Raw genomic sequence first — 20,961 nt, forward strand, 5'->3', positions numbered from 1 at the left:
TTTAAGGAATATTATTTAGCTTTGACTTGATAGCAATCCGCGAGTTTGAACTCAACCGAACCACCGTTTAATTTTGCCAGGCTAATATCTGCCGGTGTTTCACCCTCATTGTTATTATTATAAACTTTTTGAAAACTCGCATAGGTATTGGCCCATTGTACCCCATCACCTGCCGAATTCAGGAAAGTTACACGCCCATTCTGGCCGACATTAGTATCTAACACATTAGACAAATTGAGCAGCGCACCACCGATCACAATCGAATCCCTAGAATCTGGTGAAGACTGGATGCGTGAGTCTACCCCTACCAATGCGCCATTGATATTACCAAACTTTTCATTGGCCAAAATCAGGCGCATGGAAACCGCTTTATCAGCCACAAATGCACGTCCCAAAGTCCCGAGGCGATATTGTTGTATGCTTTGATGATCTAAGAGCGTATCTGCCAATACATCACCCTTACAGCCTGCTACCGGATCAGTTGCTAAATTGCTGGAAGATTGCATATTAGTGCGTACATCACCATTACTGTCAATTACGATTCCTAAGGTAATTGGATTGACAGTGGTATCTGTAAATTTAAATTCCAGATTGGCATACATCGGGAAAATGTATTTCTCCCCATCTGCGACGTTCTGCGCTGTTTTAAAGACCTGACGATCCAGATAACTAATTGGGAAAATCTTATAGAGATCAACACTTCCCGTATAGTTTTCACCATCAGCCTGCAAACGCCACAACCCCAAGTTGGCTTGATCGGAAGTATCCAGCGATTTTTTATCAGTCACCATCTTATAGAAATCTTCTTTACCCGCGATCACATAATCATTCAATAATCTGCCTTGATACAACTCAAGCGGAGTCGCATTATTTGCAACATTCAAGCGGTAAGGCGTGTTAATGGTTTTACTGGTTGGATGAATCCATGAACTTTGCGGATCAGCGGTCATTTGTACCGGTTTCACCTTACGGATGAGTTGAGCATTAATCCCCCCTAAGGAAGATAAATTTTCTTTAGCCAATGTTAACTGAGTATCCCGCCATTGCAGGCCGCTGCCAAAGGTATAGCCCTGGCGATCAGTAATCAGCATAAAATGGCCAAATAAATATTTAGTATTCTTATTTTTAATATCACAAGGGTTTTGATTACAGCCCACTAGTCCATCCGAACCGGTCAGGTTACTACCAATTACGCCTGAAGTTGAGAATAATGAAAATTCTGGCTGATACACGGCTGCGTTGGCAATCGTCACCAGTTTTTTAACAGTGGCAAAAGCCACCTCATCCGAAATTGTGTTGATATCAACAAAATCTTTAATTTTGGTCGCCAAATCGGCATCCATCAAATTGATATTCTCACTGGTTTTCGCCAGGTCTTTACGCATCTCTTCAGTAATATACAGAGGTTGTACATCAGATGGATTAATAATACGCCCTTCTTCTAGCGCCAAAGCTTGCAGAATTTTAACCAGACGCATAGCCACCTGAACGGTAGGATCATTAGGCACCAAATCACCTACCGGACGTCGAGTAATCCCAGTTGCAATATCGATTACACTTAAACGCGGCAGCTGGGTCTGGGCACTAAAATTAGCATAATCGCTGAGTTTAATTTGACCTAAATTAATCTTGCGCGAAGCAAAACTTTGAATATAAAACTCAATATTATCCGTCTTTTGACAGGTTCCAGAAGCAACCCCATTTTTACTGTCAAATAACGTAATAAAGGTATTTTCTGTATCGCTACTACAGTTAAAGTTCAAACCATCGAGCGGATATTCCAGCCCCCATTCCACACAGTTAGTTGTACCTGGGGTACAAGTACCATTGGTTGTGGCTTCATCGTTTTTTTCTGGAATGACATTGGCACTTTCCCCACCACACCCGCTCAGTGCCGTTAAAAGTGTGGTTAAAGCAAATGGAAATAATATTTTATTTTTCATCTTTTTGTACTCGAATAGTCCTTATCGAATGGCGACTAATTTTAGTTGTCCATGATTTGTCAGCATCTTGTCTTCAATATCTATCGCGGAGGCCAAAGGCGTCAATAATACATATTCAGTTTGTGCCGGAATATGGAGAACCCCTTCGATACGCTCATGTTGAATAATATTCGCCTGACCTTCCTGATTTTTAAAACCGCCCGCTCCTTCAAGCACACAACCATGACTGTCTAAAAACACAACAAAAGGCCAATAATACGTTGGATTTTTCTGGCTAGAGGCATAAGAGTTGATCTGAATATTCTGGATATCGGATTGAAGCTTTACCACTTCAAAATCAAATTGGTCTGCTTTAAGAGGCGCACGAGGCCAGAGGTTAACTGCTTTTTTAAGGCTGATTTCTTTAGCTTTTTTAATTTTCTTATCATTAAAACACTGTTTGCCCAAGCTATCGATGGTCTCCGACTGTGAAATACGATAATAACTTTGAGCCAGTACCACAGGACCAGAATCTACTTCTGGCGTTTGAAACAAGGATTTTAATACGGATTGTCCCACCCCTTTTTCACGTTCAATTGTCTGGATCCGGGTCGTGCCGATATTTTTATCTACTACTCCTTCAGGCATGCTATAGAAACGTTTTTTGCCTTCCAAATTAAATTCTTTATTTTCCAGATACTCACTATCCACATATTCAATGCCTTCAACCTGGCTAAATCCCGGCTTTTGTATGGTAGCAACAGAAGATACAGCTCCAGTATCAGGATTTTGAATAGCTTGAGATTCAGATTTTAATTGTGGTTTAGACTGAATCTTTTCTTGCGCAATATCCGGTTGTACTGGTTGTACTGGTTGTACTGGTTGTACTGGTTGTACTGGTTGTACTGGTTGTACTGGTTGTACTGGTTGTACTGGTTGTACAACCATATTATGGTCATGCTTAAGTTTAACTTGCCTATTTTCTACGACGGGCAATTTTTCTATGTTTTGTCTTACAGTTACAGGCTGAACTATTGCAGCTTCTACTTTTTTCAACAATCGAGATTTGTCTTCAGTTTTTTTCTCTGCATTATTACGGGGTACGACTAATGGTCGGCCATCTGGACCAATAATCGTAATAAATTCTTTAGCGCTTGTATAAAAAGACACGGATACCAGATTTAATGCCAGTACCGCTGTCAATCCAACGTTCCTTGTCTTGATCATTTCTTCCTTACCAACGAGTGCGATAGTTCAAACCTAAAATGGTAATTTTGGTATCTGTTTTTACGTTTAAACCTGCATATGGGTTTAATAACAGGTTATTTACCCCAGTCTGGTTGGCTAAACTACTGGTATTTGCTGGAATCTGATCTTTGCTGCGCAAAAAACCAATCGATAGATCCAGATCAGTATCTGCATCAAAGCGGTAACCCACACCTAAACCAAATAACTGCGCACCATTGATCGGTACCATGGTATTACGCTTATTTTTCGGAATAGCACTAGTCCGTGGCTCATAACCTGCTCGAAGCTTCAAGCGGTCTGTAGCGGAATACTCCATCCCGATACCGAAGTTCCACGGCGATTCAAATCCCATCGGTAAAGCCAGGGTTGAGTCAGTAACATTAGCAGATAAAATTTTGGCAATTTTTAGGGCTGAAATAGTACGATCAAATTCGAATTTAAATTCGTCCCAGACCTTGTAATCTGTCCAGCCAATATCAAAATTTACTTGCAAATCTGGCATCACTTTATATTTGATACCTGCCTGAAAATGCGCCGGATATTCAAAATCCTGCGACACCAGACCAGATTCACTCGATGGTATATAAGTAGGAAATCCAAGAATTGCAGCCAGAATCTGGCCGGTCGGTGAGGTCATTAAACCTTTAATCATTTCCTGAGGAGCTTTGGCATTATCAATATGATATTTACCTTTTAAGCGCATTTTTGCAGCACTTTGGTACACCATACCAAAACTAAAATCTTCGCGTGGTTCCCACAATATTCCCAGGTTATAGCTTGGGCTTAAGTTTTGCTCAAGCTCCAGTTGCATTTGACCAAACTTGCCAAATGGGTTCATCCCCTCATCAGCATTACAGATCCCGAGCAAAAGAATATCTGTAATAATGTCGGAATTTTCTTTAAACGGCGTACACACGACTTCGTCGATCATACGCAACATCCCGATCAACTCATTCGGGAAACGCAAGTCCGTTTTCATCCCGATGGCTTGATAAGACATCCCGATAGAAGCACCAATCGACAGTTGGTCATTGACCTCATAACCGATGGATGGAGACAGATAGGTAATCCGCTCTAAAGCAACCTGTTGTCCCATAAAGTTTGCCGGATTACCATCCTCATGACCAAAACCTGCCATGAGAGGAGCATAAACAGCAGTCGCATAAGTGGCTTTAGAACCAGGTGGGTTATATGCGATCCCCATAGTCGGTGCAGTCAAAGGAAGACCTTCGCCTAAATCCACCATTTTTTTCAGAAAAGGGACATAAAGGCTGACATATTCCACATCGCCTTTGACCGGACCTTTAAAATCTGTACACAAATCAGATGAAACTTCAGGACCGTCATTACAGACAATAGGATCATCAGAATAGCCAAATACGTTATATCCGGCGGGTACTGAAAACTCACGCTGGATATCAAAATTAGCCACAATGATTTGTTGTTCGGTTTGCAGCCCATCAATTTTAGTCAGTGCAGCCGGGTTAAAGTGGATGGCATTGACCCCTGGAGGATCTGCAGTGACAGCATTCCCCATGGATAGTGCACGTAAATCAACTGAAAGGTTGGTTCCCAATTGTGCAAAGGTATAATTTGAACAGCCCGCAAGAATAATTCCTGTTAATAACGGGCTAAATCGAATGTTTTTCATACGACACCCCTATTAACTGATTTTTTTACCAAAACCTAAAATATCAAGTGGGAATGATAATCCCAACGAAACATCCGGTGCATCTTCGGTCAACCCTAAGCCAACGGTACCATTAACAATTGTTTCTGGAGAGACTCGCACACCTAAGGAAATTGCAAAGGTAGAACTGGTCTGATCTGCAGCAGAATAACTTTCACCAGTGTTATAGTTAAATTCCGCACCAGTATTAAAGCTTTGCTGATAGGACATGGTCATCGAAACATCATAGTTAAATGAATATGCGAAACCAAAGGCAAAGCCTCCACTAACACCAGGTTCAAACTCCTCAATAATCCGGCTACCTCGACGCTGATTCAGGCCCGATTCTTTAAAACCATAGTTCGCAGAAACTGATGCAAACAATACGACTGGGTCAATGTATTTACGCGTACTAGCACCTACTCCAGCAGAATAATAGCCCTTTCCTGCTGCCAGATCTGTCGCGGCATTAATTTCATAAGGGCTGTCACCAGTTTTAGTTGATAAATTACCAAATAAAATCAGAGGCAGACGACCCGCTTTTAGGGGAAAGGGTTCCCAGCGAGCGCCCAAACTAATATCACCTAAACCCGCAGTAGAGGTATCTTTCAACAAGTCAGTTTTGGCCACTAAAGGTAGGGATGCAGTCAAGGTCAGGTTATCTTTCACGCCATATTGGAAAGTGAAAGTATTAGTCATACTATGTGTTGCATTTTCTTGAACACGTAGTTGATACAATTGGCCCTGAGCCATTTCTATATCGAGTTGAGTGTCTCGATAATAGGTATAATCAATATCGTAATATGATGAAATTTCACCTTGTTTTATCAGAGAGTATTGGCGTTCATTTGACGTAAATACTTCTTCCAGATTAGCTGCCTGAGTAGCATCTCCTTCTTGTTGCTGTAAAGCTTGAGATGCATCTACTACTTGGCCAGCCTGAGTCTCTACAGGTGCTGCTGTTTCAACGACAGCCTCTTCAACTGCTTCATATTCACCTAGTTCCGATTCTTCTGCAGTCTGCGTTTCGACCTGCCCGGTTTGAGCCGGTACAGATGCAGCAGTTTCAACAACAACTTCTTCATCAACCGTTTCGTATTCACCTAGTGCTGGTTCTTCTGCAGCAAATGCAACGCCCATTACCATTTGAATGCTCAGTGCCAAGAACGTCTTGTTCATCCATTTACTGTTCATATCCATTTCACCATTTTAATTTTTATTACTGTTTTTCGTTTTATTTATTCTTGTAATACAGTCTCAGGAAGTTATGTTGATATTCCCCAAATTTTTCTGACTCTGTATTACGATTACGGTCCATACGGATCGTAGAAGCTTTATCAGCAATTTTGTCCATATAAAATTGTGGATACTGCATGTCAACCAAGGCATAGCGATTAATCGTAGCATCTTCTACATGACGCATATCTGATTCTTTTAATGCTAGAAAATTTTTGCGATATTGCTCAGGTACATTAATCAGGAACAAAGTGTTATTTTCCCAAATATCCTGAAAACGCCGTTCCTCAAAACTGATATTACCAAGTGCCGGATCTGCAACATAAACCCGGCCATTTTTATAACCTTTATAAACTACAAAATGCTTAAATCCTGCATAGGAAATCGGAACAATGGCAGGCTGATCTTGATTAACTAAATCTTTGAACTCTCCTCGATAGCCTCCACTTTCCAACCCTAAGGCTGAAACAAAGCGCTTCATATCAAGCAGAGAAAAACTACGGCGTTCGACAATTTTATCCGTTTCACCGAATTTCATCAGCCCACTCATGACTTGCTGCTCATCCAGCTGCGTACCGACATAACCATTGAGGAGGGTCGTCAGTGCTGCCGAACCACAACTATAATCATAAGCTTGACGTACAATGCCCTGAAACTGATCCAGAAGTGCCGGTTTTACTTCCACAGCTTCACGATGCATACGCACAAAAGAGTCATTTCTTGAATCAAGAACTTCAGTATAGTGAACAGCCCCATTCGGCTGTTTTTTGATATCCAGAGCTTCTTTGGCAGCGTAATACATCAACGCCGAGCCCAACGCGATCTCTAACATAATTATTAACTTTTCTTATAATGGGCATGATGTGCCTATTTTTCTTTTTATAGAGCATTCACTCTACTTCCCTGTAACTAGAAAGATACCTGCTTTTTCAAAAAAATACAGTATTTTTTTTATTTTTTAGATAAGTGAGATAGTCATAAAAAAGCGCGTGTAAACACGCGCTTTTTTAAAATAAAGATTAGTGACCCGAAATGGTAATAATTGCGCCTTTAGTATAAGCACCTTGTGAAGGAGAATAGAAAGTTTGTAAACCTTGGACTTCCATATCACCAATTGATGATCTTGTTTCACGGTTACCTAAATGAATACCTTTAATGTATTGGTCTTTCGCCCCAGTATCATTACTTACAATACGAACATGTGCTGCCTTACCTAATTGAGTGCCGGTAGTACCAACATAAGCATCGTTAAATACAGAAATATTCTGGCTAATGGTTAAATCATTAGAATCCGCATCTGCAATTTTGATACTTTCAACATAAATCTCACCTGCTTCACGTGTAGTCACTGCAGTCGTACCTACAAGCCCCACTGCTTTATTTTTAGTGGAATTATCTAAAATACCTAGGTTCTTAATTTCTAAACCACCTACCATTACACTATTCATCTTGATCATAGCGCCTTGTGGAGCAGCACCCAGTTGAATATTGGCATTTATCACACCAGTTTTAACGTCAAAACCACTAATGATGTCGTTTACGACACCGGCACCACCTCGACGAATCGAATCCGGATCATCTGCACCAGATGCAGTTACACCAATTCGGCCAACTTTGATATCTAGACCCGATACTTGTGCAGCAACATTAATGAAAGGATTGCCCTCACCAGCATCTGAATCAATCACCAAGTCAGCAAGATTACGGGATGCAAGTAAATAGTCACCATTATTGTCATAATTGGCACCGATTACTACACCATGCGTTGCAGTAGTAGGATTAGCAAGAGCAGCAGCATCAGGTGCTGTATCAGTCTTACCACGGATTACGATCGCACCTGCTGTAGAAGTACCTCCGAAACCCGCCTCATTTGCAACACCTTTTGGCGCTAAACCGTCATTATCATGGATAAATAATTTTTCAATAGCAATTTTCGAGATGCCGATACCAATTGTCAAACCGTCTTGACCCGTTGTTTCGCTTAGAGATGCATCATCCATTGCTTGCATCGCCATCGCATTGGCACTAAATGCAACTGAAGTCGCTAAAACTAATTTTGTAAATTTTTTCATTGTTTACTCTCCCAAGAGTACTATTTTTTTTGGTTGTGAATTACTCAGTGTTTAGGCTGTATTTTTTATTTTCTGACAGCTTAAGCATCTTTCCTTGAGTAATTTGCTAGCCCACTTAAATTAGCGTCGAGTCAGTTTTTGATCAACTGTTGTTGGTCGTAATCTGTCGCTTACCGATAAACGGTATTTCATGATTTAAAAATATTTTCCTGACTTCTTGATATAAAATAGTGAGTCATATTGAACTCTCTATAACTGAATGACCGAAGCTCTCTATCATCGCCCTTTAAAATTTGAATCTCGTCTGGTTGCAGATCTATTATCCGCATTGAAGACATTGGATCATCTGGTGTATTTAAATAATAATGGTCAGCCTTTTATTGCCTGCTGCGCTCAAGAATATTTTATTGCCCAGACATCACAAATTCAGTCTTTTAAAAGAATAGGGATTGAACAGTATCAACCCAGCCCATCTGAATTTAATTTAGTGATTAATGCATTAAAAACTCCTCAAGAGAATGGCTTTCATGGAGGCTATGTTGGCTTTATCGGCTACGATTATGCGGCTCAACAATATATTCAGTATCCAGACCGTCCTCAACCTGGTTTATTTATTGGTCAATTTCCTTCCTACATTAAACCAATCTCTGATGGCTGGATGTTCTATAGTGATGATCCACAGGCAGAACAAATTTTCAATCATATTCAGAACTTACTTAATCAAGATAAAATTCACTCGACATTTCATTTAAAAAATCCTTGTATCTCACGCTGGACTAAATCTGTTTATACTCAGGCTTTTCAGAAAATTCAGGACTATATTGTTGCAGGTGACTGCTATCAGATTAATCTGACCCAAGAGTTTAAAGGTCGTGCCCAAGGCTCCCTCTTAGCCACTGCCCAAGCATTCTGGACATTAACCGAAGCGCCCTATGCCGGTTATTTGCGTATTGGTGATTTTGAATTACTCAGCTGCTCACCCGAGTTATTTATTGACTTCGAAAAAAATCGGAAAATTATCACCAAACCAATTAAAGGCACCATGCCACGCTATACAGATCCAGTGCTGGATGAACAATCTAAACAAACCTTAAAAGCATCGGAAAAAGATCAAGCAGAAAATGTCATGATTGTGGATTTATTGCGTAATGATTTAAGTGTTTATGCAGAAACAGGCTCGGTTAAAACCCCCAAATTATTTAATATCGAAAGTTTTAATCAAGTGCATCATATGGTGAGCGAAGTAGAAGCGACCTTAAAAGCAGGTGTGAATCCTTTCGAGGTATTAATGTCAGCCCTACCAGGTGGCTCAATTACGGGCGCACCTAAAATCCGGGCCATGCAGATTATTGCTGAATTGGAAGGTGCAGCACGTGGTGCTTATTGCGGTTCAATGGGTTATTTTAATTTTGATGGTACCGGTTCCTGGAACATTCTGATTCGTTCCATCCAAAAATATCAAGAAGATGTTTCTTTATGGGCAGGTGGTGGTATTACCATTTCTTCGGATTGTGATGCAGAATATCAAGAATGTTTTGATAAAGTTTCAGCGATGCTGGATCTGTTAAATACGTGGTATCAGCCTAAATAAATAAAAAGCGAATCATTTGATTCGCTTTTTTCTACAAATCCACCCTAACCCTCCTTTACTCAAAGAGGGAACTCCTCCCTTTTCAAAGAGAAGCTAGGAGGGATTTTAATCACACCAAAATCTCATTTTTTAGCGTATCGACTAAACGCTGATTTTGCTCATCTGTACCAATGGTAATTCTTAAGAACTGGTTAATACGTGGCTTGTTAAAATAACGCACGATAATGCCACGTTCACGCAACTCCCTTGCAAGCTCGCCTGCATCCGTAGATGGCAATGAGGCAAAAATAAAGTTGGCACTCGATGGTAAAACTTTAAAACCAAGCTCATTTAATTGAGACACCAACTTTTCACGACTGACGATAACTTTCTGATTCTGTGCTTCAAAGTAGGCCTGATCTTCAAATGAAGCGACCGCTGCAGCAATCGCAAAACGGTCCATCGGATAAGAGTTAAAGCTGTTTTTGACTGCTTCAAGTGCTACAATCAAATGTGGCTGGGCAATCGCGAAACCTACTCGCAGACCTGCAAGAGAACGTGACTTCGATGTGGTTTGACACACGACTAAATTTTCATATTTCTCAACTAGCTTGACTGCTGATTCGGCACCGAAGTCGACATAGGCTTCATCAATCACCACCACTGAATCCGGATTGGCTTGCAGAATTTCCTCAATCGCCGCCAAGCCCAGATCAATACTGGTTGGCGCATTTGGATTGGTAATGATGATGCCGCCATTAGCTTGTTTATAGTCATCCACCACAATTTCAAAGTCATCATTCAGTGGCAAGATTTTGGTTTTGACGCCAAAAAACTGACTATAAACCGGATAGAAACTATAGGTAATATCTGGATAAAGTACAGGTTGTTCTTGAACAAAAAATGCTTTAAAGATATGTGCCAAGACTTCATCTGAGCCATTGCCGACAAAGACAGTGTCTACAAGTACATTTTGTTGTTTAGCGATCGCCTGTTTCAACTCTGATGCATCAGGGTCTGGATATAAACGCAAAACGTCTGCTGAATTTGCCAATACCTGTTGTACTGCTTCTACCACTTTGGGGGATGGTGGATACGGATTTTCATTGGTATTAAGTTTTAAAATATTCTGGATTTTCGGTTGTTCGCCTGGCGTATACGGTTCTAATTCACGTACTTCAGGACTCCAAAAACGCATTTGTTCTGTTGTGATATTCATTTTGTATTCTCTTTAAACCTTCTCCTAACCTCTCCCTGAGCCATATATGGCGCAAGAGAGGAATTTTCATTAATAAAGACACAAGATTTTTGTGGTTTAAATTCTCCTCTCCTTTTAAGAGAGGGTCAGGGAGAGGTGGTAATGCTATTTATGGTTGATAACGATAACGTGCAGAACGTGCATGTGCATCTAGGTTTTCCTGTTGCGCCAAGATATCCGCAGTTTTTGCTAAAGTTTTTACACCTTCTTGTGAGCACATAATCAGGCTTGAGCGCTTCTGGAAATCATAGACACCAAGTGGCGATGAAAAACGCGCAGTACCTGAAGTCGGCAAGACGTGGTTTGGACCACCACAGTAATCACCAATGGCTTCAGGCGTATAACGACCCATAAAGATCGCACCTGCATGACGAATGCTGTCAGACATTGCTTCTGCATCATCTAAACATAACATCAAATGCTCAGGTGCCACCTGATTAATCAAATCTGATGCTTCTTGACGGTCTTTTACGAGTACCAAAGCACCACGATTGGCAATCGAAGTACGGGCAATTTCTGCCTTTGGCAATATTGCCAGGTGCATTTCAATCGCCTGTTCAACCTCATTCAGCAACTGTTCATCTGGTGTGATGAAAATGGCTTGTGCCACAGTGTCATGTTCAGCTTGCGAAAGTAAATCCATCGCCAACCATTCAGCATTATTTTGGCCTTCGGCATACACCAGAATTTCAGAAGGTCCTGCAATCATGTCGATACCGACCTGACCAAACACCGCACGTTTTGCCGCAGCAACAAAACGGTTGCCTGGGCCGGTAATTTTATCGACCGGTGGGACAGTTTCTGTACCGTAAGCCAATGCCGCAACCGCTTGTGCGCCACCAATCGTGAAGACACGTGTCACACCTGCCAGATAGGCAGCCGCCAGTACCAATGGATTTAAATCACCATTCGGTGCAGGTACCACCATAATAATTTCAGGAACTCCCGCTACATGAGCAGGCACAGCATTCATCAATACTGAAGATGGATAAGAAGCCAGACCACCCGGCACATAAATCCCAACACGATCCAGTGGAGTGACTTTCTGACCAAGCGTATTCCCCAAAGCATCGACATAGGTCCAGCCGTCCTGTTTTTGTACCTGGTGAAACTCGCGCACGCGTGCTGCAGCAAGCTCTAAAGCTTCGCGCACTTCAGTCGTCAAACCCTCGAAGGCAGCTTGCAGTTGCTCTTGGCTTAACTCTAAATCTGAAAATTGATGCGCCGGATGTCGATCGAACTGTTGAGTGAGTTTAAGAACTTGAGCATCACCATGCTGACGAACATCAGCAATAATTTGATCTACAGTTTTTAAAAGTTCAGGATCATTAACAGTTTCAAAAGCCAACAAGTCAGCAAATGCTTGCTTGAAGTTTTGATCTTGGGTCGATAAACGTCGCATCAATTTACCCATCAGGTTTGAATTCGAAGGCTTTAGTTTACCTGTTTTCCAGACTTTTGTCGGCAGCTATAGTGCTCTAGCCCTATGAGTTTTATTGGAAATAGCTTTTGGTAAAATTGATGAAAGAATTTACATCGTATTTATGTTCAATCGAATAAAAAAAACCGCCCTAAAAGGACAGTTTTTTATGCAAAAAATTTAAGCCTGTTTGGCCTTTTCACGTTCTTCTACGGCTTTTTCAAGCTGTGCCAGAATCGGATTTAACAACGCTTGCTTACGCTTGAAGCTAGCTTTGTTTACGATTAAACGTGAAGACACTTTACAGATTTCTTCAAGTGGCTCTAAGCCATTGGCACGCAAAGTATTGCCTGTATCTACGACGTCAACAATGTAATCGCCCAGACCAACCAGTGGTGCAAGTTCCATGGAGCCATACAGCTTGATCACATCAACCTGCTCACCCAAGCTGGCATAGTATTGACGGGTCAAATTCACGTACTTGGTCGCAATTTTTAAGCGACCTTTAGGACGTTGCATCCCCACCTTACCGGCGGTCATCAATTTACATACCGCAATTTTCAGATCCAATGGTTCATAGACGTTTTGCGCACCATGTTCCATCAATACATCTTTACCGGCCACGCCAATATCGGCTGCACCATTTTCAACATAAGTCGGTACATCTGAAGCACGTAAAATTAGAATACGAACCTGTTTATGCGTGGTCGGGAAAATCAGTTTACGAGATTTATCAGGATCTTCTAAAAGATTAATCCCTGCTGTTTCTAGCAAAGGTAAAGTCTCTTTTAAGATACGCCCCTTACTTAATGCCAAAGTTAAACCATGATCAAAATTGCCCATTACGTCAAAGTTTGGATCATCGTTTCTCATATCGCTCATTAATTTACTCGCTTAATTTGGGCACCTAAACTTTGTAACTTTGCTTCTACATCTTCATAACCGCGGTCAATATGATAAATGCGGTCAATCAGCGTTTCACCTTCAGCGGCAAGTGCTGCCAGCACCAAAGAGAACGAAGCACGTAAATCTGTTGCCATTACGGGTGCGGCAGAAAGTTTTTCTACACCCGTTACCACAGCATCATTACCTTCAACCTGAATATTGGCGCCCATACGTGCCAATTCAGGAACATGCATGAAACGGTTTTCAAAAATCGTTTCAGAAATTGTCGCAAAGCCTTGAGCAATGGCATTCACAGCCATAATCTGGGCTTGCATATCGGTTGGAAATTCTGGATGTGGTAAGGTTTGGAAGCTGACAGCTTTCGGACGTTTACCCAGCATATCCAGTTCAATCCAGTCGTCACCACGGGTCACTTCTGCGCCCATTTCTTCAAACTTGTCCAGCACCGCTTCCATCAGGGACGGATCAGTATGCGTGGTTTTGATACGACCGCCAGTGATCGCTGCTGCTGCCAGATATGAACCGGTTTCAATCCGGTCAGCAACAACCGCATATTCACAGCCATGCAGACGTTCGACACCGGTCACAATTAAAGTATCGGTATCTAGACCTTCAATCTTGGCACCCATCTTGATCAGCATTTGCGCAAGATCAGTGATCTCAGGTTCACGTGCTGCATTGCGAATCGTGGTCACACCATCGGCCAACACGGCAGCCATCAGAATATTTTCTGTCCCACCCACAGTCACCATATCAAAGACAACTTCGCCACCTTTCAGGCGACCATCGACTTTGGCATGTACATAACCGGCTTCGACTTCAATCTCGGCGCCTAAAGCTTCTAAAGCTTTCAAATGCTGATCGACAGGACGGGAACCAATCGCACAACCGCCTGGTAAAGACACTTTTGCACTGCCATAGCGCGCCAATAATGGACCAAGCACCAAAATAGAAGCACGCATAGTTTTTACGAGCTCATACGGTGCGAACTGGTTATCTAATGTAGAAGTATCAGCAACAACCGTATCGCCTTCATAAGTCATGGTGATCCCAAGACCAGCAATCAGCTTCACCAACGTATTGACATCTTTTAGATTAGGAACATTTCTGAGCGTAATCGGGGTATCAGCAAGAATCATTGCTGCCAATAATGGAAGTGCTGCATTCTTTGCACCAGAAATGCGCACTTCACCTTCGAGCTTGATACCGCCCTGAATTAAAAATTTATCCATTAAATGATTAAGCTCCAAATAAGCTTGCTTTGCGCCATTCTTCTTTTGTCATCGCGCGAATCGTTACTGCGTGAACTGCACCACTGGCAATATGGGCATTGAGAGGAGCATAAACAGCTTGTTGGCGTGCAACTGGACGCTTACATTCAAATTGATCATCCACAATACGGAGATCAAATTTTCCGCCCTGACCACTCACAGCAACATCCGCCTCTGGAAAAGCGGCTTCTAAAATTTCAGCGAGCTGTTCATTATTCATCACAAGACCTCTTATAGGACTAAGGGTGTAAAACGAGCCATTTTACTATAAATAGCAAAAATAATTCATGGATCCATACATTATATATATAAAAAAAAGAGGCTTTTAAAACCTCTTTTTCATCATTTGTCCTTTATAGAGCTAAAGGATGCTGCTGTAAATGCATTTCCCGGTATCGATCAATCTGCCGTTTGAGTTTTTCGGTTAATATTTTAATTGAGGTATACATATCATCTGCGGTGGCGTGAGCAAAAAATTCAATGCCCGGTAATCGGATAATAGCCTCTGCGATATGATTACTACTGCCCTTTCTAGAGCGTTTATCAATTTGATGATCTTTCGAGAGTTTCACTTGCATACTATTCACCTGATCTAGGTGCTTCGTCATCTGTGAAAACTTGGTTTTTATACTTTCTTCAATAGCTGGCGTAATCGATAAATGATGTCCACGAATTGTTATTTGCATAGTTCTATCCCTCACCTTCGTTAGGATTAGAAGAGTCTCAATATAAAATAATTTAAATACAGTAACTTATAAATAAAATATCCGTATTTTAAGTCCTGAATCAAATCAATCTTACTGATCCTCAAAAGAAAAAAGATTCATTATGTTGTCATAATGAATCTCTAGAATAGCCAGATTTCAAATTTTAGATCAAGACTTTTCGCTCAGAAGATGAAGGAATATGTAACGATTCACGATATTTCGCCACCGTACGTCGTGCCACATCAATGCCTTCATCTTTTAACATATTGGCAATTGCATTATCAGACAGAGGCTTACGGGTATTTTCTTCGGAAATCAGTTTTTTGATTTTGGCACGAATAGCAGTAGAAGATGCTTCACCACCTGAAGTAGTCCCGACATGACTCGAGAAGAAATATTTCAACTCGAACAATCCACGTGGGGTCAGCATATATTTATTGGTGGTTACACGAGAAACTGTAGATTCATGCAATTCGACTTCTTCGGCAATATCTCTTAAAACCAGAGGTTTCATGCCTTCCGCCCCAATTTCCAAGAACATTTTTTGATGTTCTACAATACAAGTCGCGACTTTCAATAATGTTTTATGCCGTTCATCGATACTTTTGATAAAGTTCTTCGCTTCCAGCATCTGATTACGCAGATACTGATTATCATCGCTTTGATCTGCACGACGAATCATTTTGGCATAAAAAGAATTGACGCGTAACTTTGGCAGTACATCCGAGTTTAAATTGACTTGCCAGCAGTTATTCTTTTTCATCACCACAACATCTGGCACCTGATAATCCGATTCCTTGTTTTCAAATTCCAGACCTGGATGCGGTTTTAATGTTTTTAGCAAATCTACGGCACAGCGCAACTGTTCTGGATTTAAGCCAGTCTGTTTGATCAGCTTAGGAAGCTCATTGGTAATCAACAATTCATAATGTTGCAGAAGTTTGATCGCATCATTTCGGCAAGGGGTTGACGCAGGTAAATTATCAAGTTGAACCAATAGGCATTCTGCCAAGCTTCTAGAACCTACACCTACCGGATCCAAACGCTGGATATGCTTTAATACAACGGCAACCTCATCATCTTCAATTTCTTCTTCAGACCCCATAGAAGAGAGTAAATGTTGTACTGATGCAGTAATTTCACTCAACTCAGCATCTAAAAAACCTTTGTCGTCCAAAGAATCGACTATGCAATAAGCGATTAATTTATCAACCTGTGAAAAATTCAGCAGATTAATTTGTTCTAGCATATATTCTTGCAGGCTCTGATGCCCTTGACGATTATCTTCACGCTCTTCGAACTCGGCTGCCCCCAGACTTGTAGGTTGATGGGTATAGACATCATCCCAATCGGTATCTACAGGTAAGTCATCAGGCAGATGATCGGCATTAAGTTCATTGGTTAGATCGTGATTTTCATTATTTGATTCAATTGTAGATAAGCTTTCAAGGGTAATTTGCTCTTCAACTTTTTCTAATAGAGGATTACTATCAAGTTGCAATTGAACTTCTTGCTCCAATTCCAGACTTGAAAGTTGTAATAGCCGAATTGCCTGCTGTAATTGTGGAGTTAATGACAGCGAGTTCGCAATTTTTATACCCACTGATAATCTCATTGTTACCCCCCTTAATAGAAAATCCCGTTTTATAAGCAATTTTTATGCCGTTTTATCTTTTATAACACAGATTTACCAAAAAACATACAAATTGGATTTTAAATTTCTAGTCTTTCGCGACTAATAATTGTTTAAATACTTAATTTTTCGCATAAAAAAACACCCCCGGCCTTATGGTCGGGGGTGTTTAGGAATAATGAGCTGGCGATGACTTACTCTCACATGGGTAACCCCACACTACCATCAGCGCTAAGAGGTTTCACTTCTGAGTTCGGGAAGGGATCAGGTGGTTCACTCTTGCTATGGTCGCCAGCACAACTGTTTATGACTATTTGCTTGGGTCTTATGGGCGTTGTTTTCACTTCGCTAGCCTAGCTTTCATCAAATGAGTTATTAACAGGTATATCTGAGTTGCAGTAGTTTGTTCGTTTAGCGTAACTAAATCAAGGCTTCGTCTGATCGTTAGATCAATATGAAATCAATTGATGCTTTATATACAACTGCTTGGGTGTTGTATAGTCAAGCCTCACGAGCAATTAGTATTGGTCAGCTTCACATATCACTATGCTTCCACATCCAACCTATCAACGTCGTAGTCTTCAACGGCTCTTTAGGAGACATAAAGTCTCGGGGAAATCTTATCTTGAGGTAGGCTTCCCGCTTAGATGCTTTCAGCGGTTATCCCTTCCGAACATAGCTACCCGGCGATGCCACTGGCGTGACAACCGGTACACCAGAGGTTCGTCCACTCTGGTCCTCTCGTACTAGGAGCAGATCCTCTCAAATTTCCAACGCCCACGGTAGATAGGGACCGAACTGTCTCACGACGTTCTAAACCCAGCTCGCGTACCTCTTTAAATGGCGAACAGCCATACCCTTGGGACCTGCTTCAGCCCCAGGATGAGATGAGCCGACATCGAGGTGCCAAACACCGCCGTCGATATGAACTCTTGGGCGGTATCAGCCTGTTATCCCCAGAGTACCTTTTATCCGTTGAGCGATGGCCCTTCCATACAGAACCACCGGATCACTAAGACCTACTTTCGTACCTGCTCGACTTGTGGGTCTCGCAGTTAAGCGCGCTTTTGCCTTTATACTCTACGCGTGATTTCCGACCACGCTGAGCGCACCTTCGTACTCCTCCGTTACTCTTTAGGAGGAGACCGCCCCAGTCAAACTACCCACCAGACATGGTCCTCGTCCCGGATAACGGGACAGAGTTAGAACCTCAATATTACCAGGGTGGTATTTCAAGGACGGCTCCATCGCAACTAGCGTCGCGACTTCAAAGCCTCCCACCTATCCTACACAAGTAAGATCAAAGTTCAATGTCAAGCTGCAGTAAAGGTTCACGGGGTCTTTCCGTCTAGCCGCGGGTACACCGCATCTTCACGGCGAATTCGATTTCACTGAGTCTCTGCTGGAGACAGCGCCCCCATCATTATGCCATTCGTGCAGGTCGGAACTTACCCGACAAGGAATTTCGCTACCTTAGGACCGTTATAGTTACGGCCGCCGTTTACTGGGGCTTCGATCAAGAGCTTCGCTTACGCTAACCCCATCAATTAACCTTCCAGCACCGGGCAGGCATCACACCCTATACGTCCACTTTCGTGTTTGCAGAGTGCTATGTTTTTAATAAACAGTTGCAGGGGCCTGGTTTCTGAGGCTGTCGGCCGCTCAAGGAGCAAGTCCTATCACAGACAACAGCGTACCTTCTCCCGAAGTTACGGTACCATTTTGCCTAGTTCCTTCAGCAGAGTTCTCTCAAGCGCTTTGGTCTACTCGACCTGACCACCTGTGTCGGTTTCGGGTACGATTCCTGTGTAACTGAAGCTTAGAGACTTTTCCTGGAAGCATGGTATCAGCCACTTCACTGTACAAGTACAGCTTGCTATCAGTTCTCAGCATAGAGTACCCCGGATTTGCCTAAGATACATGCCTACAACCTTTCACCTGGACAACCAACGCCAGGCTGACTTAACCTTCTCCGTCCTCTCATCGCATTACACAGAAGTATTGGAATATTAACCAATTTCCCATCGACTACGCCTCTCGGCCTCGCCTTAGGGGTCGACTCACCCAGCCCCGATTAACGTTGGACTGGAACCCTTGGTCTTTCAGCGTGCGAGTTTTTCACTCGCATTGTCGTTACTCACGTCAGCATTCGCACTTCTGATACCTCCAGCAGACTTCTCAATCCACCTTCATCGGCTTACAGAACGCTCCCCTACCACGCATAATAAATTATGCATCCGCAGCTTCGGCATATAGTTTTAGCCCCGTTACATCTTCCGCGCAGGCCGACTCGACTAGTGAGCTATTACGCTTTCTTTAAAGGGTGGCTGCTTCTAAGCCAACCTCCTAGCTGTCTATGCCTTCCCACATCGTTTCCCACTTAACTATAATTTTGGGGCCTTAGCTGGCGGTCTGGATTGTTTTCCTCTTGACTACGGACGTTAGCACCCGCAGTCTGTCTCCCGGATAGTACTCATTGGTATTCGGAGTTTGCATCGGTTTGGTAAGTCGGGATGACCCCCTAGCCGAAACAGTGCTCTACCCCCAATGGTATTCGTCCGAGGCGCTACCTAAATAGCTTTCGGGGAGAACCAGCTATCACCAAGTTTGATTAGCCTTTCACCCCTATCCACAAGTCATCCCCTGGCTTTTCAACGACAGTGGGTTCGGTCCTCCAGTTAGTGTTACCCAACCTTCAACCTGCTCATGGATAGATCACCTGGTTTCGGGTCTATACCCAGCAACTAAACGCCCTATTAAGACTCGGTTTCCCTACGGCTCCCCTATTCGGTTAACCTCGCTACTGAATATAAGTCGCTGACCCATTATACAAAAGGTACGCAGTCACCGGACTAAGCCGGCTCCCACTGCTTGTATGCATGCGGTTTCAGGATCTATTTCACTCCCCTCACAGGGGTTCTTTTCGCCTTTCCCTCACGGTACTGGTTCACTATCGGTCAGTCAGGAGTATTTAGCCTTGGAGGATGGTCCCCCCATATTCAGACAAGGTTTCACGTGCCTCGCCCTACTCGACATCATCATATAAGCCCTTTCGTGTACAGGACTATCACCGTCTACGGTCGCACTTCCCAGAGCGTTCCACTAGAACTTATATGACTTAATGGGCTCTTCCCCTTTCGCTCGCCGCTACTGAGGGAATCTCAATTGATTTCTTTTCCTAAGGGTACTGAGATGTTTCACTTCCCCTCGTTCGCCTTGCAACACTATGTATTCATGTTGCAATACCTACCTTATGGTAAGTGGGTTTCCCCATTCAGACATCTCCGGATCACAGGATATTTGCCGCCTCCCCGGAGCTTTTCGCAGGCTATCACGTCTTTCTTCGCCTCTGACTGCCAAGGCATCCACCACATGCACTTAATTACTTGACTATACAACCCCAAACAGTCGTTTATCCTTACAAGTGGGATAAGCAACAGATCGTGTCTTTCAACACTCTCATACAGTTGGCGTTTCGTAGATTTAACTACAGTACAGCTTCAATTAGATTCATATACCAAAACGCTTGATTCAGTTAATTTCGCTAGAACTCATTTCTTGTAGTTGCCTACTTGAAACGAGTTTGAACAAATTATTTCAACTCAAATATATTCTGTTAATGATTTTTCCAGCCTTCGTCAGGTCAGGAAACTGTGATAAATCACAGAGATTATCAAGTGCGCGTATCATAACGCTTGTACTTGCTAATCTCTAGGATCTAAGCACTTGATCGCTTAGGAACTAAACAACTTCATCACTGTATGCTTACATACTGCGCGAAGCGTAGCTTCTTGCTTAAATTTCAAGTAAAAGCAGTGCTTTTATGATCTTGAAATTTGGTGGAGACTAGGAGAGTCGAACTCCTGACCTCCTGCGTGCAAAGCAGGCGCTCTACCAACTAAGCTAAGTCCCCAGCTTATCAATAAGTCAATGTTTCTGATTTTCCGTACTTCGTCAGTAGTGGTGGGTCTGACAAGACTTGAACTTGTGACCCCACGCTTATCAAGCGTGTGCTCTAACCAACTGAGCTACAGACCCTCAGATACATC

At 42.5% G+C, this 20,961-nt stretch carries 14 protein-coding genes, 2 tRNA genes and 2 rRNA genes; 1 reads left to right on the plus strand and 17 read right to left on the minus strand.

Going from position 1 to position 20,961, the window contains the following annotated elements; genetic code table 11:
* Nucleotides 1–11: 11 nt before the first annotated feature.
* From filF to filA, 6 genes are all read right to left on the minus strand, one after another.
* On the minus strand, nucleotides 12–1,943 hold the full coding sequence (gene filF / locus ACO1B7_RS04065) for a putative pilus system protein FilF (RefSeq protein WP_168386730.1): 1,932 nt from the start codon (nucleotides 1,941–1,943) through the stop codon (nucleotides 12–14).
* A gap of 21 nt (nucleotides 1,944–1,964) precedes the next feature.
* Complete coding sequence (gene filE / locus ACO1B7_RS04070) at nucleotides 1,965–3,149, minus strand: putative pilus assembly protein FilE (protein WP_423089832.1); 1,185 nt, start codon at nucleotides 3,147–3,149, stop codon at nucleotides 1,965–1,967.
* 7 nt (nucleotides 3,150–3,156) lie between these two features.
* Entirely contained in the window at nucleotides 3,157–4,821 is a 1,665-nt protein-coding gene (gene filD / locus ACO1B7_RS04075) for a putative pilus system OmpP1/FadL family transporter FilD (RefSeq protein WP_155861742.1), read from the minus strand.
* 12 nt (nucleotides 4,822–4,833) lie between these two features.
* The gene (filC, locus tag ACO1B7_RS04080) at nucleotides 4,834–6,039 is read right to left on the minus strand and encodes a putative pilus system protein FilC (protein ID WP_168386729.1); all 1,206 of its coding nucleotides are present in this window, start codon (nucleotides 6,037–6,039) and stop codon (nucleotides 4,834–4,836) included.
* A gap of 34 nt (nucleotides 6,040–6,073) precedes the next feature.
* Nucleotides 6,074–6,907, minus strand: a complete 834-nt coding sequence (filB, locus tag ACO1B7_RS04085; RefSeq protein ID WP_004646031.1) for a putative pilus system C39 family peptidase FilB — start codon at nucleotides 6,905–6,907, stop codon at nucleotides 6,074–6,076.
* Nucleotides 6,908–7,094: 187 nt separating this feature from the next.
* Nucleotides 7,095–8,147 (minus strand): putative pilus system protein FilA, encoded by a 1,053-nt coding sequence (gene filA / locus ACO1B7_RS04090; protein WP_155861740.1) that lies wholly within the window; start codon nucleotides 8,145–8,147, stop codon nucleotides 7,095–7,097.
* Nucleotides 8,148–8,406: 259 nt separating this feature from the next.
* Here filA and ACO1B7_RS04095 point away from each other — a divergent pair, with 259 nt between their 5' ends.
* Nucleotides 8,407–9,738, plus strand: coding sequence for an anthranilate synthase component I family protein (locus tag ACO1B7_RS04095; protein WP_155861739.1), 1,332 nt, complete (start codon nucleotides 8,407–8,409; stop codon nucleotides 9,736–9,738).
* 109 nt (nucleotides 9,739–9,847) lie between these two features.
* On the opposite strand, the gene hisC is transcribed toward ACO1B7_RS04095, so the two are convergent.
* From hisC to ACO1B7_RS04150, 11 genes are all read right to left on the minus strand, one after another.
* Complete coding sequence (gene hisC / locus ACO1B7_RS04100; protein WP_155861738.1) at nucleotides 9,848–10,936, minus strand: histidinol-phosphate transaminase; 1,089 nt, start codon at nucleotides 10,934–10,936, stop codon at nucleotides 9,848–9,850.
* A 148-nt stretch (nucleotides 10,937–11,084) separates the two neighbouring features.
* Complete coding sequence (gene hisD / locus ACO1B7_RS04105; protein WP_423089833.1) at nucleotides 11,085–12,389, minus strand: histidinol dehydrogenase; 1,305 nt, start codon at nucleotides 12,387–12,389, stop codon at nucleotides 11,085–11,087.
* A 186-nt stretch (nucleotides 12,390–12,575) separates the two neighbouring features.
* Nucleotides 12,576–13,277: an ATP phosphoribosyltransferase gene (gene hisG, locus ACO1B7_RS04110; RefSeq protein WP_004646025.1), complete on the minus strand. Its 702-nt coding sequence runs from the start codon at nucleotides 13,275–13,277 to the stop codon at nucleotides 12,576–12,578.
* A complete protein-coding gene (gene murA / locus ACO1B7_RS04115; RefSeq protein WP_004279150.1) occupies nucleotides 13,277–14,533 on the minus strand; it encodes a UDP-N-acetylglucosamine 1-carboxyvinyltransferase in 1,257 nt (418 codons plus the stop codon). The genes hisG and murA overlap by 1 nt, the downstream gene beginning before the upstream one ends.
* A gap of 7 nt (nucleotides 14,534–14,540) precedes the next feature.
* On the minus strand, nucleotides 14,541–14,792 hold the full coding sequence (gene ibaG, locus ACO1B7_RS04120) for a BolA family iron metabolism protein IbaG (RefSeq protein ID WP_423089834.1): 252 nt from the start codon (nucleotides 14,790–14,792) through the stop codon (nucleotides 14,541–14,543).
* Nucleotides 14,793–14,925: 133 nt separating this feature from the next.
* Nucleotides 14,926–15,258 carry a ribosome hibernation-promoting factor, HPF/YfiA family gene (hpf, locus tag ACO1B7_RS04125; RefSeq protein WP_004730744.1) on the minus strand — a complete coding sequence of 111 codons (333 nt, stop codon included), beginning with the start codon at nucleotides 15,256–15,258 and terminating at the stop codon, nucleotides 14,926–14,928.
* 184 nt (nucleotides 15,259–15,442) lie between these two features.
* Nucleotides 15,443–16,894, minus strand: a complete 1,452-nt coding sequence (locus ACO1B7_RS04130) for an RNA polymerase factor sigma-54 (RefSeq protein ID WP_155861736.1) — start codon at nucleotides 16,892–16,894, stop codon at nucleotides 15,443–15,445.
* Between the two features lie 199 nt (nucleotides 16,895–17,093).
* A 5S ribosomal RNA gene (gene rrf / locus ACO1B7_RS04135) occupies nucleotides 17,094–17,208 on the minus strand.
* A 201-nt stretch (nucleotides 17,209–17,409) separates the two neighbouring features.
* Nucleotides 17,410–20,304, minus strand: a 23S ribosomal RNA gene (locus tag ACO1B7_RS04140).
* Between the two features lie 445 nt (nucleotides 20,305–20,749).
* A tRNA-Ala gene (locus tag ACO1B7_RS04145) sits at nucleotides 20,750–20,825 on the minus strand.
* A 48-nt stretch (nucleotides 20,826–20,873) separates the two neighbouring features.
* Nucleotides 20,874–20,950: transfer RNA gene (locus ACO1B7_RS04150), tRNA-Ile, on the minus strand.
* Nucleotides 20,951–20,961 lie beyond the last annotated feature (11 nt).

The sequence above is a fragment of the Acinetobacter lwoffii genome (assembly GCF_049367455.1).
GTDB lineage: Bacteria > Pseudomonadota > Gammaproteobacteria > Pseudomonadales > Moraxellaceae > Acinetobacter > Acinetobacter lwoffii_W.